Source organism: Halogeometricum sp. CBA1124 (genome assembly GCF_009741955.1).
GTDB classification, from domain to species: domain Archaea; phylum Halobacteriota; class Halobacteria; order Halobacteriales; family Haloferacaceae; genus Halogeometricum; species Halogeometricum rufum.
The window spans coordinates 1-12,383 of the sequence record NZ_WPCD01000109.1 but is presented as its reverse complement, the minus strand read 5'-3'; the positions used below and the strand labels follow the sequence as shown (position 1 = coordinate 12,383).

General features: G+C 68.8%; 14 protein-coding genes and 5 pseudogenes. 8 read left to right on the top strand and 11 right to left on the bottom strand.

The window, feature by feature from the left end; translation table 11 throughout:
• Positions 1-805: hypothetical protein (locus tag GJ632_RS13245; RefSeq protein WP_191453212.1), on the bottom strand; the 805-nt coding region annotated here is incomplete at its 3' end.
• Here GJ632_RS13245 and GJ632_RS25440 point away from each other — a divergent pair.
• Genes GJ632_RS25440 through GJ632_RS25430 form a run of 3 tightly spaced genes read left to right on the top strand, consistent with a single transcriptional unit; the run spans position 735 to position 1,884 of the window.
• Positions 735-1,223: an ABC transporter permease gene (locus GJ632_RS25440; RefSeq protein WP_343161169.1), complete on the top strand. Its 489-nt coding sequence runs from the start codon at positions 735-737 to the stop codon at positions 1,221-1,223. The genes GJ632_RS13245 and GJ632_RS25440 overlap by 71 nt on opposite strands.
• Positions 1,136-1,546, top strand: a complete 411-nt coding sequence (locus GJ632_RS25435; protein ID WP_394351806.1) for an ABC transporter permease — start codon at positions 1,136-1,138, stop codon at positions 1,544-1,546. The genes GJ632_RS25440 and GJ632_RS25435 overlap by 88 nt, the downstream gene beginning before the upstream one ends.
• Positions 1,547-1,557: 11 nt before the next feature.
• Positions 1,558-1,884 carry an FtsX-like permease family protein gene (locus tag GJ632_RS25430; protein ID WP_343161167.1) on the top strand — a complete coding sequence of 109 codons (327 nt, stop codon included), beginning with the start codon at positions 1,558-1,560 and terminating at the stop codon, positions 1,882-1,884.
• 172 nt (positions 1,885-2,056) lie between these two features.
• Here the strand turns inward: GJ632_RS25430 and GJ632_RS23830 are convergent, their stop codons facing one another.
• The 4 genes and pseudogenes from GJ632_RS23830 to GJ632_RS13230 all read right to left on the bottom strand — a co-directional run bounded on the left by GJ632_RS23830 (position 2,057) and on the right by GJ632_RS13230 (position 5,684).
• Complete coding sequence (locus tag GJ632_RS23830; RefSeq protein WP_343161172.1) at positions 2,057-2,506, bottom strand: HAMP domain-containing sensor histidine kinase; 450 nt, start codon at positions 2,504-2,506, stop codon at positions 2,057-2,059.
• Positions 2,507-2,655: 149 nt separating this feature from the next.
• Positions 2,656-4,425 (bottom strand): annotated as a pseudogene (locus GJ632_RS23825) (PAS domain S-box protein); the annotation flags it as partial.
• Complete coding sequence (locus tag GJ632_RS23820; protein ID WP_231751549.1) at positions 4,332-4,874, bottom strand: response regulator; 543 nt, start codon at positions 4,872-4,874, stop codon at positions 4,332-4,334. The gene GJ632_RS23820 and the pseudogene GJ632_RS23825, both read right to left, overlap by 94 nt.
• 66 nt (positions 4,875-4,940) lie before the next feature.
• Positions 4,941-5,684: a sporulation protein gene (locus tag GJ632_RS13230; RefSeq protein ID WP_191453211.1), complete on the bottom strand. Its 744-nt coding sequence runs from the start codon at positions 5,682-5,684 to the stop codon at positions 4,941-4,943.
• A 245-nt stretch (positions 5,685-5,929) separates the two neighbouring features.
• Here GJ632_RS13230 and GJ632_RS13225 point away from each other — a divergent pair, with 245 nt between their 5' ends.
• Both GJ632_RS13225 and GJ632_RS13220 read left to right on the top strand, forming a co-directional pair.
• A complete protein-coding gene (locus GJ632_RS13225) occupies positions 5,930-6,379 on the top strand; it encodes a hypothetical protein (protein WP_191453210.1) in 450 nt (149 codons plus the stop codon).
• Positions 6,363-6,716 carry a HalOD1 output domain-containing protein gene (locus tag GJ632_RS13220; protein ID WP_191453209.1) on the top strand — a complete coding sequence of 118 codons (354 nt, stop codon included), beginning with the start codon at positions 6,363-6,365 and terminating at the stop codon, positions 6,714-6,716. Before GJ632_RS13225 ends, GJ632_RS13220 begins: the two co-directional genes overlap by 17 nt.
• A 101-nt stretch (positions 6,717-6,817) precedes the next feature.
• Here the strand turns inward: GJ632_RS13220 and GJ632_RS25970 are convergent.
• Both GJ632_RS25970 and GJ632_RS13210 read right to left on the bottom strand, forming a co-directional pair.
• Positions 6,818-7,598, bottom strand: a pseudogene (locus GJ632_RS25970) (SDR family NAD(P)-dependent oxidoreductase).
• A gap of 67 nt (positions 7,599-7,665) precedes the next feature.
• Positions 7,666-8,265: pseudogene (locus GJ632_RS13210) on the bottom strand (TIM barrel protein); the annotation flags it as partial.
• A gap of 123 nt (positions 8,266-8,388) precedes the next feature.
• Here GJ632_RS13210 and GJ632_RS13205 point away from each other — a divergent pair.
• On the top strand, positions 8,389-8,919 hold the full coding sequence (locus GJ632_RS13205; RefSeq protein WP_191453208.1) for a peroxiredoxin: 531 nt from the start codon (positions 8,389-8,391) through the stop codon (positions 8,917-8,919).
• On the opposite strand, the pseudogene GJ632_RS13200 reads toward GJ632_RS13205, so the two are convergent.
• The 3 genes and pseudogenes from GJ632_RS13200 to GJ632_RS13190 form a co-directional block, all read right to left on the bottom strand.
• A pseudogene (locus tag GJ632_RS13200) lies at positions 8,916-9,744 on the bottom strand (biotin/lipoate A/B protein ligase family protein). The gene GJ632_RS13205 and the pseudogene GJ632_RS13200 overlap by 4 nt on opposite strands.
• 38 nt (positions 9,745-9,782) lie before the next feature.
• A pseudogene (locus GJ632_RS25965) lies at positions 9,783-10,530 on the bottom strand (SDR family NAD(P)-dependent oxidoreductase).
• 54 nt (positions 10,531-10,584) lie between these two features.
• Positions 10,585-10,944, bottom strand: a complete 360-nt coding sequence (locus tag GJ632_RS13190) for a hypothetical protein (RefSeq protein ID WP_089804801.1) — start codon at positions 10,942-10,944, stop codon at positions 10,585-10,587.
• Positions 10,945-11,186: 242 nt separating this feature from the next.
• Here GJ632_RS13190 and GJ632_RS13185 point away from each other — a divergent pair, with 242 nt between their 5' ends.
• Positions 11,187-11,657 carry a DUF4112 domain-containing protein gene (locus GJ632_RS13185; RefSeq protein WP_191453207.1) on the top strand — a complete coding sequence of 157 codons (471 nt, stop codon included), beginning with the start codon at positions 11,187-11,189 and terminating at the stop codon, positions 11,655-11,657.
• A 79-nt stretch (positions 11,658-11,736) separates the two neighbouring features.
• On the opposite strand, the gene GJ632_RS13180 is transcribed toward GJ632_RS13185, so the two are convergent.
• Positions 11,737-12,219, bottom strand: a complete 483-nt coding sequence (locus tag GJ632_RS13180; RefSeq protein WP_197427995.1) for a hypothetical protein — start codon at positions 12,217-12,219, stop codon at positions 11,737-11,739.
• On the opposite strand from GJ632_RS13180, the gene GJ632_RS23805 reads away from it, so the two are divergent.
• Positions 12,202-12,383 (top strand): hypothetical protein (locus GJ632_RS23805; protein WP_231751548.1); only part of this gene is annotated, 182 nt, incomplete at its 3' end. The genes GJ632_RS13180 and GJ632_RS23805 overlap by 18 nt on opposite strands.

Sequence of the window (12,383 nt, the reverse complement as noted above, 5' to 3'; positions counted from 1 at the left end):
CGGCGAGTCGGCGACGGCGACGCTCGACCTCTCGGCCGTCCGCGCGCCCGCCACCGTGACGCTGGACGCGACGTACCGCGCGGGCGTCCGGGCGGGCGAGACGAACGCGACGTTCCGACACACGCCCGCCGTCGCAGACGTGCGACTCACCGACCTCGACGTGCTCCGAGACGGGGACGCCGAGGGTCGCGTGACCGTCTCGGGCAACGTGGCGAACCTCGGCGACGCCGACCTCACGGGCGTCGTCGTCGCCGGCGTCGCCACCGACGACGTGCGTCCGGTCTACCCGCACCGCGACTACTTCGTCGGGTCGCTCGGCGGGAGCGACTTCGCGCCGTTCGAACTCACCGCCGCGGTCAACGAGTCCGCGGCCGCGGTGCCGGTGCGAGTGACGTACCGCGTCGACGGCGAACGCGTCGAACGCACCGTTCGCGTCCCGCTCTCGGACGACGACGCCGAAGCGAACGGACCGCTCGCCGCGTCGTTCGGTGGCGGGCCGGTCGGTGCCGTCGCGGGCGGCACCGGCGGTGCCCTGTTCGCACTCGTCGCGAGCGTTCTCGCGGTCGGTCTCCTCGGGGCCGGTGCCCTCCGCAGGGGACCAGTTCGGGGATGGATACAGCGTCGCCGCGGGAGCGGCGATGCGGGGTCGTCCCGACGCGACGACGCCGAGGCAAGTCGGCGTGACGACGCGGTGACGACCCGACCCGACGCGTCGGACCGGGGCGGAGCGAGCCGTGAGTTCGCGGTACGTCTCCGCACTTCGACTCCCGACGGTTCGGCTCGCTCGGCGGAACCTCTCGCGCAACCGGATTCGGACGGGGCTGGCCGCCCTCGGCATCGTCATCGGCGTCTTCGCCATCGCCGCCCTCGGCATCCTCGGGAGCGTCCTCGAACTCACCGCCGCCGACTCCATCGGCTCGCTCGGAAATCAGGTCATCGTGACGCCGAACGCCGACGCGGGCGTCCAGTCGCTCACCGACCGCGACGTGCAGGCGATTCGGCGCGCCGCCGCCGGCGCGGAGGTGATACCCATCGTCTCCGGCGGCGCCCTCGCGGCCAACGGCGACCGGCAGACGTTCGCCACGCTGTACGGCCTCGACGACCCGAACGCCTCTTCGAACCGGGCGAGGGCGAACTGCCGGTCCGTCACCGCCGCGGCGCCATCGTCGGCGCGGACGTGGCCGCGGAACTCGGTCTCTCCGTCGGTCGGTCGGTCGCGATAGAGGGTCGCGAGTATCGCGTCGTCGCCGTCCTCGCGGAGACGGAGGGCATCTCGCTGGTGCAGGCCGACGGCGCGATTCTCCTCCCGCGGGACGCGTTCGTCCAGCGAGACTACTCGCAGGTCATCGTCCGCGCCGACACCGGCCCGGCGGCGACGCGCGCGGCCGACGCCGTCCGCGAGACGCTCAACGTCCGCGACGACCGCGTCTCCGTCTTCGAACTCTCGGCGGTCACCTCGCAGGTGAACCGCTTCTTCGACCTCCTGACGCCTTCCTCCTCGGCATCGGTGCCATCTCGCTCGTCGTCGCGGGGGTCGCCATCCTGAACGTGATGCTGATGAGCGTGAACGAACGCCGCGAGGAGATCGGCGTCCTCCGCGCCGTCGGCGTCCAGCGAATCGACGTCCTCCGGACGATTCTGGTCGAGGCGGGACTGCTCGGCGTCGCCGGCGGACTGGCCGGCGTCGGCCTCGCCGTGGTCGGCACGGCGGTCCTCTACGTCGCCATCCCGGAGGTCACGCTCTCGGTCGTCCTCGCGGCCCGGAACGGCGGCTTCCTCCTCCTCGCGTTCGGCTTCGGCGTCGCCGTCAGTCTCCTCAGCGGCCTGTACCCGGCGTGGCGCGCCGCGAGTCGCCCGCCGGTAGACGCGCTCAGACGGACCTAAAGACTCCCCTACCGCCGACTAACCGGTGAGTAACTAACTCCCCGTAGGCCGTGGTGGTAACCGCTCCTCGGATTTCAGTCCCGTTCTCGGTCTGCCAGGAGCGAACATGGTTGGTGGTCGGCGGTTCCCACCCCGCCGGACCACTCTCTGAACGTTCGACTCTCAGCGGCGGCTATCGCGCCGACGGTTCGTCGCCCTCGGTCCGCACCTCGAAGCGCGCGCCCCCGGACCCGCTCTCTGTGACGCGCACCGTCCACCCGTGGGCGCGGGCGATGGTCCGGACGATACCGAGGCCGAGTCCGGTCCCCTCGGGATTCGTCGAGACGCCGGGTTCGAACACCTCGCCTCGGTCGGCCTCGGGGATGCCGCACCCGTCGTCGTCGACGAAGAAGCCGTCTCCGCCGTCCAGTCGGCCGACGCGGACCGTAATCGCGCGGGACTCGGTGTCGGCTCCGAACTCCGTCCGGTCGTTCGTGGAGCCATGCTCCACGCTGTCTCCGGGAGCGGAGCGACCGGAGGCACGTCGAGCGCCGTGCTCGACCGAGTTCCGAAACAGGTTCTCGAACAGTTGCTTGACCCGACCCTCGTGGGCTTCGACCGTCCCGAGGTCGTCGTCGACCACGAGTTCGCGCCGGGGTCGCCGGCCGTCGCCGTCTCCCACGACTCGCGTACGACGCTCGCGAGGAGGACCGTCTCCAGTTCCTCGACTGGCTGACCGTGCCGAGCGAGGTTCAGCATGTCCTCGACGATGCGACGCATCCGCTCGTGGGCGTTCTCGATTCGTTCGATTCGGGCCGCGACCGACTCGTCGTCGCCCGCCTCGTGGCTCGCTCGCAGCATCTCCAGTTGCCCCGACGCGAGGTTCAGCGGGTTCCGCAGGTCGTGACTGACGACGCTCGCCACCTGTTCGAGCTGTTCGTTCTGGTGTTCGAGTTCGCGCTCGTGTCGCCGAAGCAGTTGCTCGCGTTCGACCCGTTCGAGCGCCGCTCTGGCGTTCGAGGCGAGTATCTTCGCCAGCGAGACGCGCGAGTCGTTCAGCTTCCCGCGCTCTCGCGACCCGGCCATCAACACGCCGTAGTCGCCGATTGGAAGGATCACCTCGCTCTGCACCTCCGTCCCGGGGTTCATCACGTCGGGGTCGTCGACGACGTCCTCGAACACCTCTCCCTCGCCGTTCTCGAACACCCGCCACGCGATGCCGTTCCCGCGGGGGATATCGGAGATGTCGATGGCGCTCGCCGCCTCCTCGGACAGCGCGTGCGCGACCAGCGCGTCGCGCTCCTCGTCGTAGAAGGCGACGCCGTTCATCGGGTAGTCGAGGATGTTCTCCGCCGCGTCGCTGACGATTTCGGCCACGTCGTCGTACGTCGTCGCCGTCGTCAGTTCACGGCTCGCGCTGTGAAGCGCGCTCAACCGCCGTTGATACCGCGTTCGCTCGGTCACGTCCGTCGCGATGGCGACGACTCCCTCCGGTTCCTCCTCCGTTCCGTCGTCCGCCTCGTTAGCCGACGAGCGCACGTCCCGAAGCGGCGAGAGGCCGACTTCCACGTACTCGATGTCTCCCGCGAGGAACACCTCGAGTTCGATTCGCTCGTGCTCTACCTCGCCGCTCAGCACGCGTTCGACGCCCGCCTCCAGCGCTTCGAGGCCGTCTTCGCTCACCAGACCGAGTTCCTCGATGACCGAGAGGTCCTCGCCGACTATCTGCTCGGCCGAAACTCCGACCTGCCACTCGACGACGTGGTTCACGAACTCGACTCGACCGTCCGTTCCGATGACGTACGCCCCCTGCTGGATGTTCCGGACGACGTTCTCGTACCGCTGTAACTGCTCTTCGCGCTCTCTGCGTTCGGTCACGTCGCGGGAGTTGACGACGACGCCGTCGATGCTCTCCACCGGGTCCGCGCGGGCGACGGCCTCCAGCCAGACCCACGACCCGTCGTCGTGTCGAACCCGGAACTGCATCGTCTCGACGGCGTCGGACCGTGACTCGTACAGGCGATCCAGCAGTCGTTCGACCCGCTCTCTATCGTCGGCGTGGACGAACGACTGCACGGTGGTTCCCACGGCGTCCTCCGGGGCGGTCCCGAGGATTCGCTCGCTGGACGGGCTCTGATACTGGACCACGCCGTCCCGGTCGACGATGGTCACGAGGTCTGAGGAGCGCTCGATGAGCGCCTGGAACCGCTCCTCGACGCGTTCCTCGTCGCTCATCTCACGGACGGAACCGAGGACGGCGCGCTCGCCTTCGTACTGTATCAGTTGCACGCTGAACTTGCAGCGCTTCGCCGACCCGTCTTTGGTGACGATTCGCGCCGTGTAGCGCGACGGCGTGTCCGACTCTCCCCGCGCCCGTTCGGCCGCGATGTCGCGGACGCGCTCTCTGTCGTCGGGGTGGACGAGGCTCCAGATGGTCTTCTCCATCAGTTCGTCCTCGTCGTAGCCCGTCAGTTCGCACGCGCGGTGGTTGACGAATCGGAACCGGTCGCCCTGATAGACGTAGATGGCGTCGTGACTCCGCTCGACGACGGTGCGGTACAACTGCTCGCTCTCCCGGAGTCGCCGCTCCGTCCGGTAGTGTTCGACGGCGTTCTGGACCCGGTTCGCGAGGAGGTCGAACTGCTCGGAGCGCACCCCCTTCTGGATGTAGTCGGTGCGCCCGCGGAGATGGCCTCGCTCGCCACCTCTTCGCTCCCGCGACTCGTGAAGAGGACGAACGGGAGCTGTTCGTCCACCGCGCGGACCGACTTCAGGAGGTCGAGTCCGGTCGTCGTCCCCATCTCGTGGTCGCTGACGACGCAGTCGATGCACGCCGTCCCCGCGTCGCGGCTTCCGTCGCTCGACCCCGAGTCCGTGAGACGGTCGAGAGCCGCCTCGGGGTCCGTCTCGACGTCGACCTCGAAGCCGTCTCGCTGTTCGAGATACGTCGCCGTCAACTCGGCGAACGCGGAGTCATCGTCGACGTGCAGTACGCGGACCGGCTCGGTCATTAATGACGGTTGACGATTCTCATACTTATCAGTTCGCAAGAGATTACCGCTTGCCTCGTTCTCGGGCTACAGGTTCGCTCGAATCTCCTCGCGGAGACGGTCGCGAACCGACGCCACGTCCGGGTCGTCGTCGGTGAGGCTGAACTGCGTGTGTCGTTCGTCGGCGTCGAGGGCCTCCGAGAGGATGCCGCCGCGGCGGTCCACCTCGACGAACACGTCCAGCGACGCCGCCGAGGCGACGAACACGAGTTCTAGCTCGTCCAAATCGCCGCGGAACTCGCCGCCGGACGGCCGGAACTCGAACTCCTGGACGAACCGTCGCTCGCCGGCGTACCGGCCGTACGGGTCGGCCGAACACTCGGAGGTTCGGAGCGACAGGCCGAGTTCCTCCGCGGCGTCGAAGACGGCCTGCATCCGCGGCGTCGGCCGCACGTCGAGGTAGTCCACGTCCTCGGGGTCGACGGCCATATCTATCTCCAACTCCGTCTCGACCCACACCTCGGTGGACCCGAGGGTCAACGGCGTCTCCCACGGAATCGTGATCTCCGCGTCGTACGTCGTCTCTTCGTCGGGTTCGATTTCGAACGCCTCGCCCAGGTGCATCCGACCGACGGTGGCGTCTTCGACGCCCTCCTCGGTCCGGTACCGCGTCTCGACTTCGAGGTCGATGGCGCTGACGGACTGCGCCGCGTCGCCGCCGCTGACGCGGACTTCGGCGGTGACGGTCTCGCCGGGCGAGACGGTGGTGGAGGGCAGGACGGTGTCGACGCTGGCGTTACCGATGCCGACGCTCGCGAGGATTTTCTTCATGCGTCCTGCCGACGTTCTCACCCCGCTGTTGTATGTTTTCTCCTGGCGACGAGCGGACCGCCGCATCGGCTTCGACGACACCACTCTGTCCGCTGTTCTCGGGACGGTCGTGACCGACCTTCCTTCCCTTCCCTTCTCTCTGGCGAGTTTCCCCCCGTCGACCGTCGTTCGACCGCGAACCACCCCGTCCGAGAACGACCGGCGTGAACTTTATTGGTAATTACGTTTTTTTTTTTAAACTCGACATGGACGACGACACCGACCAGAGCGACGGGGACGCGGCGGGTCCCGTCGACTCCGGTCCCGCGGACGTTCCTTCCAGAGCGGTGCTGGAACTGGACCACGTGTACGAGGCGCTGGGCCACCCCAGACGTCGGTATCTCTGCTACACGCTCCTCGAATCAACTGAGTGGTCGCTGACCGACTTGGCGACGAAAATCGCCGCGTGGGAGAACGACGTCCCCGAGGGGGCGGTCACCGAAGACCAGCGCGAACGGGTGTACGTCTCGCTGTACCACGCCCACGTCCCCAAGTTGGCCGACGAGAGAGTCGTCGCCTTCGACGACGCGTCCGAGACCATCACTTTCGCCGAGAACGCAGAACAGGTACTGACCGCACTGCAGGGCATGGGAGCGAGTCTCGACGCGAACCAGGAAGCCCACGCGCGAGGAGAGATGGATGAAGGAGCCCAGTAGCGACCGAACCAGACCGAACGACTTGACGCCCGACCGGGACGCCCGCTGGCGACAGGTCGTCCAGCGACACTTCGACCCGGACGGTGACGAAGAACTCACGACGGCCCTCGTGTTCGCCATCGCGGAGGCCGAGGGCGTCTCCCCGCGCGACGTGAAGTCGCCACCGCTGTACGAGGTCATCGACGCGACGGGTGTCGAGAACGCGCTCTTCGGGCCCGGTACGGGGGCCGAGACCCGACGGGGGGTCGTCGAGTTCCACTACGACGAGTACCGCCTGAAAATCGAGGGCGACGGCTGGATTCTGGTGTTCGAGTCCGCCGACGTCGACGGCCCGTGACACGTCGCCCGCCGATGGCACGGGTGTCCACACCGACCCGCGTCGACTCCCCGTCGTCGTGAGACGCGAGGCGGCCCGGTTCGCCGCGCGCGGGGACGCCGTCAGTCCACGTGGCCGCCGCCGTCCACCCACACCGTCTCGCCGGTGACGTAGGAGGCGTTCTCGCTGGCGAGGTAGAGGTACGCGCTCGCCAACTCCTCGGGGTCGGCCGCCCGGTGCGGGAGTCCGGGCGTCTCGCCCTCGGGCCGCATCTCCTCGGCCTCCTCGGCCCACCCCTCGCGAATCTCGGTTGCGACGGGGCCGGGAGCGACGGCGTTCACGCGGACGCCCTCGGGCGCGAGTTCGAGGGCCGCGCTGCGGGTTATCATCCGCACCGCGCCCTTGGTCGCCGCGTAGTGGGAGTGGTCCCACGCCGCCCGGCCCTGCGTGTCGGATGAGGTGTTGACGACGACGCCCTCGACGCCGCGTTCGACCATGTCGTTCGCGGCGTACTGCGTCCCGAAAATGTCCCGCGCGCGTTGACGCCGTACACGTCGTCGAACTCCTCTGGCGTCACGTCGCGGAAGCGCGTCTTGGTGTAGACGCCGGCGTTGTTCACCATCACGTCGACGCCGCCGTACTCGCGGGCGTGTTCGACGAGTGCCTCCACCTCGGCCGGGTCCGACACGTCGCACTCGACGTACTCGGCGTCGCCGCCCTCGCGGCGAATCGCCTCGTGGGTCGGCCGGTCCGCGTCCGGATCCTTCGGGTCCGCCCGCACGTCCGCGTCACCACCGTCGCGCCCGCGTCGCCGAACGCGAGGGCGACGGCCCGTCCGATACCCGAACTGCCGCCGGTGACGACCACCGCCTCGCCGGCGAAGTCCGCAGTGATTCGTCCCATGGCGGCCGTTCGGCCGCGTCGCTCAAGGGTCGTGCGGTAGCCGCCCAGTTTACCGTCTCCTCGACGCGTCCGCCGTCGACAGGTCGTAGCCGGCGGCGAACGCGTGCGCGGTGTCGAGGCAGATTTCGAGGTCCTGTTCGGACTGTTCGAGGACGTACGCGAGGTGTTCGAAGTCGTCGCCCATCTTCGTCCCGCTACCCGCGTCGGACTCGATGAGGACGGTGACGCCGTCCGGAATATCGAGTTCGTCGAGGACGGAGACGGCGTTGTCGAGACCCTGCTGTTCGCCCGCGCCGGTGTGCGCGCCGAGGTGGACGTTGACGTACTCGATGTCGAGCGTGTCGGCCATGTCGACCTCCGTCTGCATGGAGTCCAGCGACTTCCGCCGCAGGTCGTCCTTCGGCGTGCAGAGGTTCACGAGGTACGACGAGTGGATGACCCACGGACCGTCGAGTTTGTCGGCCGTCTCCCGCCTGAACAGTTCGGCCTCGTCGTCGGAGATGTCGGGGTCCCGCCACACCTGCGGCGAGGTGGTGAATATCTGCCCGCAGTTGCCGCCGAAGGCGACCTGTCTGTGGACGGCGTTGGCGACGTTTCCGTGCGGTGGCGTCTCCTCGTCCGAGGAGACTTTCGAACTCGACATCGAGACGTGTGCTCCGACTCGCATGACAGACCGCAGGGAGTAGTCGCCTATAGTGACTTCGGACGGCGACGGCCGGTTGGTCGCGGCCGCGTCGAACCGCCGCGGGAGCTAGAAACGTTATTAACGCGCCCCCGCCACCGAAGAAGCATGTCTGAGGTGGGACTCGCGGTGGGGGAGACGGTTCCGGACGTGCGACAGGCATTGGTTCGGCCCGACGGGCGGACGGAGACGGTGTCGCTGTCGGAACTCGCCGCGGAGAAACCGGTGTTACTGAACTTTTACACGGCGGACTTCAGCCCCGACTGCATCTCCGAGTGGTGCGAGTTCCGCGACTTCGACTGGTTCGCAAGCGGCGAGGACGTACGGGTCGTCGGTGCGAGCAAGTCGGGACAGCGGTTCCACCGCAAGTTCATCAGCCAGTTCGACCTCGGGTTCCCGCTCTTCGCCGACACCGACCTCCGTCTCGCCGACGCGTTCGACGTGCGGTACGAAGCGTTCCGCGTCTCCACCCGCGCGCGGCGGTCCTGCTTCCTCGTCGACGGGGAGATGACGGTTCGGTACAAGTGGGTCGGAAACCACTGGCTGGACCCGACGCGCGACACGCCGCCGGTCGGCGAGATTCACGAGGCCATCGTCGACGAGTTGGGTCTCGCGGAGACGGAGACGTTCGGGTTCTAGCGCTCCCGGGGGTCCCGGCGGACCCAGTCGTCGGCGGCGTACTTCTCCGCGGCGCGTTCGCGCGCGCGGGACAGTTCGTCGTCCGTCCACTCGCCGACCGTCGCGTCGGCCCAGTCGGCGAGGGCGGACTCGACCGCCGCGACCGCCTCCTCGCGCGTCACGTCCGCGAACGCTGCGATGCCGCCGACCCGTGACTCGAACTCCTCGACCGTCACGTCGTGGCCCGCGAACACGTCGAGGTGCGCCGCGGCCTTCACGGCGTACGTGAGAGAGCCGTGCTGGACGACGGCGTCGTGCCGGCGGTACTGGGCGTTGCCGCTCACCTTCTTCCCCCCCGGCCACCACGTCGTGCGCCGGGTGGAGTTCCCGCAGGTAACACGCCGGGTGCCATATCTCCGGCACCGACTCCGACACGTAGTCGGCGTCGACGCCGAGGCGGTCGAACGCGTCGAGAATCGGCGCGCACAGCAGGTGGTAGCTCTCCATCAGGTCGCCGGGCAGTTCGTCCTTCGGCGCGACGATGGAGTAGGAGACGTCGCCGTCGTAGTCGTGGTAGATGCCGCCGCCGCCGGTCTGCCGACGGGTGACGGTGACGCCCTCGCGTTCGCAGTGGTCCCAGTCGACCGTCTCGGGGTCCTGGTGGTAGCCCAACGAGAGCGTGCTGGGTTCCCAACGGTAGACCCGCACCGTTCGCGGGCCGCCCGCCGCGGCCGTCTCGGCGGCAATCTCGTCGAGCGCCATCTGCATCGGGCCGTCTCTGGCCTCCTCGCGTATCAGTCGCCACTCCCTGTCGGCAAGCGGGCCGCGCGCGCCGTCGTCGGTCATGTGACGGGGGTACGGCGGAACCGCGGAAAGCGGTTTCGTCAGTCGAACAGGCGGCGGGTCACGAACTCGGGGAGGAGACGCACGAAGAGGGCGACGAGTCGCCACCGCCGGGTGACGTAGACGCGACTCCGGCCGGCGCGAATCGCCGCGTGAATCTGCGCGGCCGCCGTCTCGGGCGACGCCATCCAGAACGTCTCGCCCATCGCCATCTCCGTGTCGACGAACCCCGGAATCACGTCGGTCACGGTCACGTCCGCGTCCGCGGCGGCGGCGCGGGCGCGCAGACCGTCGAGGTAGCGCGAGACGAACGCCTTCGAGGCGTTGTACGCGGGCGCGACGGGGTTCCCGAAGAACTCCGCGACCGAGGAGATGCCGACGAGGTGGCCCGCGCGCGCGACTCGAAGTGACCCATCGCCCACGTCGCGAGGGCGACGAACCCGCGGGCGTCACGTCCACGGTGTCGCGTTCGGGGTCCCACGCCAACTCCCGGTTCTCGAAGCCGACGCCCGCCGAGAGGACGACGAGGTCGACGCCGCCCATCGCGTCGGCGAGGCGGTCCATCCGGTCGCGGGCCTCGTCGGGGTTCGACACGTCCATCCGCGCGACGAAGGACTTCGTGGGGAGGGAGTCGCCGAGCGATTCGAGTTCCGACAGGCGTCGGGCCGCGAGTCCGACTTCGTACCCCGCCGCGGCGAGTTCGCGGGCGAGGGCGCGGCCGATACCGGACGACGCGCCGACGACGACGGCAGTTCGTGTCACGTCGGCGCGGACGGCCGCGGGCGACATCAGTCGGTCGGTGGCGGTCGAGTCGGAAACGACCTCAGTCTCGGGCGCGACGGGTCACGAGAGGAGGCGGGAGACGAGGAGGAACAGGCGTCGGAGGTTCTTCCCGAGGGTCGTCTGGCCCTCGCTGTAGAGGACGATGTCGTCCTCCTCGCCGAGGTGAATCTCGACGGACCGGCCGCGGTCCTTCACGTCGGCCATCTTGACCGCGCGGACGCTGGTGAGGGGGACGACCATGTAGCGGTAGTCCTCGTCGGCGATGTCGGCGTTGCAGTGCTTCCCGTAGACGTGCAGGCTGTTCTCGGTGAGGCCGATTTCGTAGCCGATGTACTGCATCCCGGCGACGTTCGCCCCGGCGCGTTCGCCCTTCACCTTCGCTCGCAGTTGGTCTTCCCTGACCTCGATTCCGTCCACCATCGTGCGATGATTTTCGACGGACGGTATAAACGTAGCCCCGTCGCGGCGAGGCGGCGGCGAGACAGCGAGCCGACGCGAGGCGGAAGGGAAGCGGGGACGACCCGAGGGCGGGCCGGTCGCTCCCCGCGGTCGGTTGCCGGTTCGCCACCCGTCGCGAACCGTACGTTCGGTCGGCAGAGAGTGACAGACCGCCGATACAGTCAGCCAGCGGACTTTTGCGTCGTCACCGACTACGCGTGCCTATGAAGCGAGACATCGCAGACGAACTAGACGGCTACGGCGGAGAGATTCCCGAGAGCGTCGACCGGGCCGCCGTCGAGCGGATGCGTACCGTCGCGTACGTCTTCGACGACCTGGTGGGGATTCCGGGGACGAACAGCCGGGTCGGCCTCGACCCGATTCTCGGCTCGATTCCCGTCGTCGGCGACGTGGTGAGCGCGGCGTTCTCGCTGTACATCGTGGCCGAGTCGGCGCGCCTCGGCGTCTCCTACAAGACGCTCTTGGCGATGCTCGCGAACGTCGTCATCGACACCGCGGGCGGCGCGATTCCGTACGTCGGGACGCTGTTCGACTCGGTGTGGAAGGCGAACAAGTGGAACATCGAGATGGCGCTGTCGGACCTGACCGACGAACTCGACTTCGAGGACGAACTCGCCGGCATGGACGAGGGCGACGACGGGGACGACGGCCCCGTCATCATCGACGTGGAGTAACGACGCCGGCGGCCGGGTCCGCGTCCGACCCGGCGTCGCATCGCATCCGAGCACTACCGAGTCGGAGCCGCGGCACCGTTCAGAGCCCGACGAGCAGACGCGCCAGCGTCGCGCGAACCCGGGGGAACCACGCGCCGTCGGGGACGAACGCGACGGCCGTCGAGCGGTCTATCGACGACTCGTCCGCCGCGTCACACGTCCATCGGACCGCGTCGCCCGTCACCGCCGCGTCGCCGTATCGACCGCTGACCGCGTAGCCCTCGGGCGCGCGGACGACGAGTTCGTCCGCGCCGACGAAGACGGTGCCCTCGCCGCCGGCGACGAACGGCCGGACGGGGTCCGACGCGTGGAAGGCGGTGAACAACAGGACGCCCACCTCCGATTCGACGGCGTCGGTGTCGCGGTAGCTGACGACCAGCGTGTCGCCGTCGAGGCGACTCGACACGTCCTCGGGCGTCGCCGCGGGTCGCCCCCGGTCCATCGCGCGGCGACGACTGCCGACCGGAGCGAGTCGTTCGCCAGTCGGTCCGCTCCCGACGCGAGGGTGACCCGCGCCGTCCACCGCGTCGACCCGTTCTCCGCGACCGTAACGACCATCGTCGAGTCGCCGGGTTCGAGCGTGACTCCCGCCGCGGCGGCGGCGGCGTCGAGAGCGTCGGTGCAGACAGCGCAGGCGGCGCGGGGCGGTTCGCGGGCGGCCGCTGGAGCGGCGACGGCGGTTCCGAC

Coding starts and splice junctions, on each gene's coding strand:
- GJ632_RS13220 (WP_191453209.1), top strand. CDS start 6,363: ATGAAGGAGCCCAGTAGCGACCGAACCAGACCGAACGACTTGACGCCC.
- GJ632_RS23820 (WP_231751549.1), bottom strand. CDS start 4,874: ATGACCGAGCCGGTCCGCGTACTGCACGTCGACGATGACTCCGCGTTC.
- GJ632_RS13205 (WP_191453208.1), top strand. CDS start 8,389: ATGTCTGAGGTGGGACTCGCGGTGGGGGAGACGGTTCCGGACGTGCGA.
- GJ632_RS13225 (WP_191453210.1), top strand. CDS start 5,930: ATGGACGACGACACCGACCAGAGCGACGGGGACGCGGCGGGTCCCGTC.
- GJ632_RS13230 (WP_191453211.1), bottom strand. CDS start 5,684: ATGAAGAAAATCCTCGCGAGCGTCGGCATCGGTAACGCCAGCGTCGAC.
- GJ632_RS25430 (WP_343161167.1), top strand. CDS start 1,558: ATGAGCGTGAACGAACGCCGCGAGGAGATCGGCGTCCTCCGCGCCGTC.
- GJ632_RS13185 (WP_191453207.1), top strand. CDS start 11,187: ATGAAGCGAGACATCGCAGACGAACTAGACGGCTACGGCGGAGAGATT.
- GJ632_RS13190 (WP_089804801.1), bottom strand. CDS start 10,944: ATGGTGGACGGAATCGAGGTCAGGGAAGACCAACTGCGAGCGAAGGTG.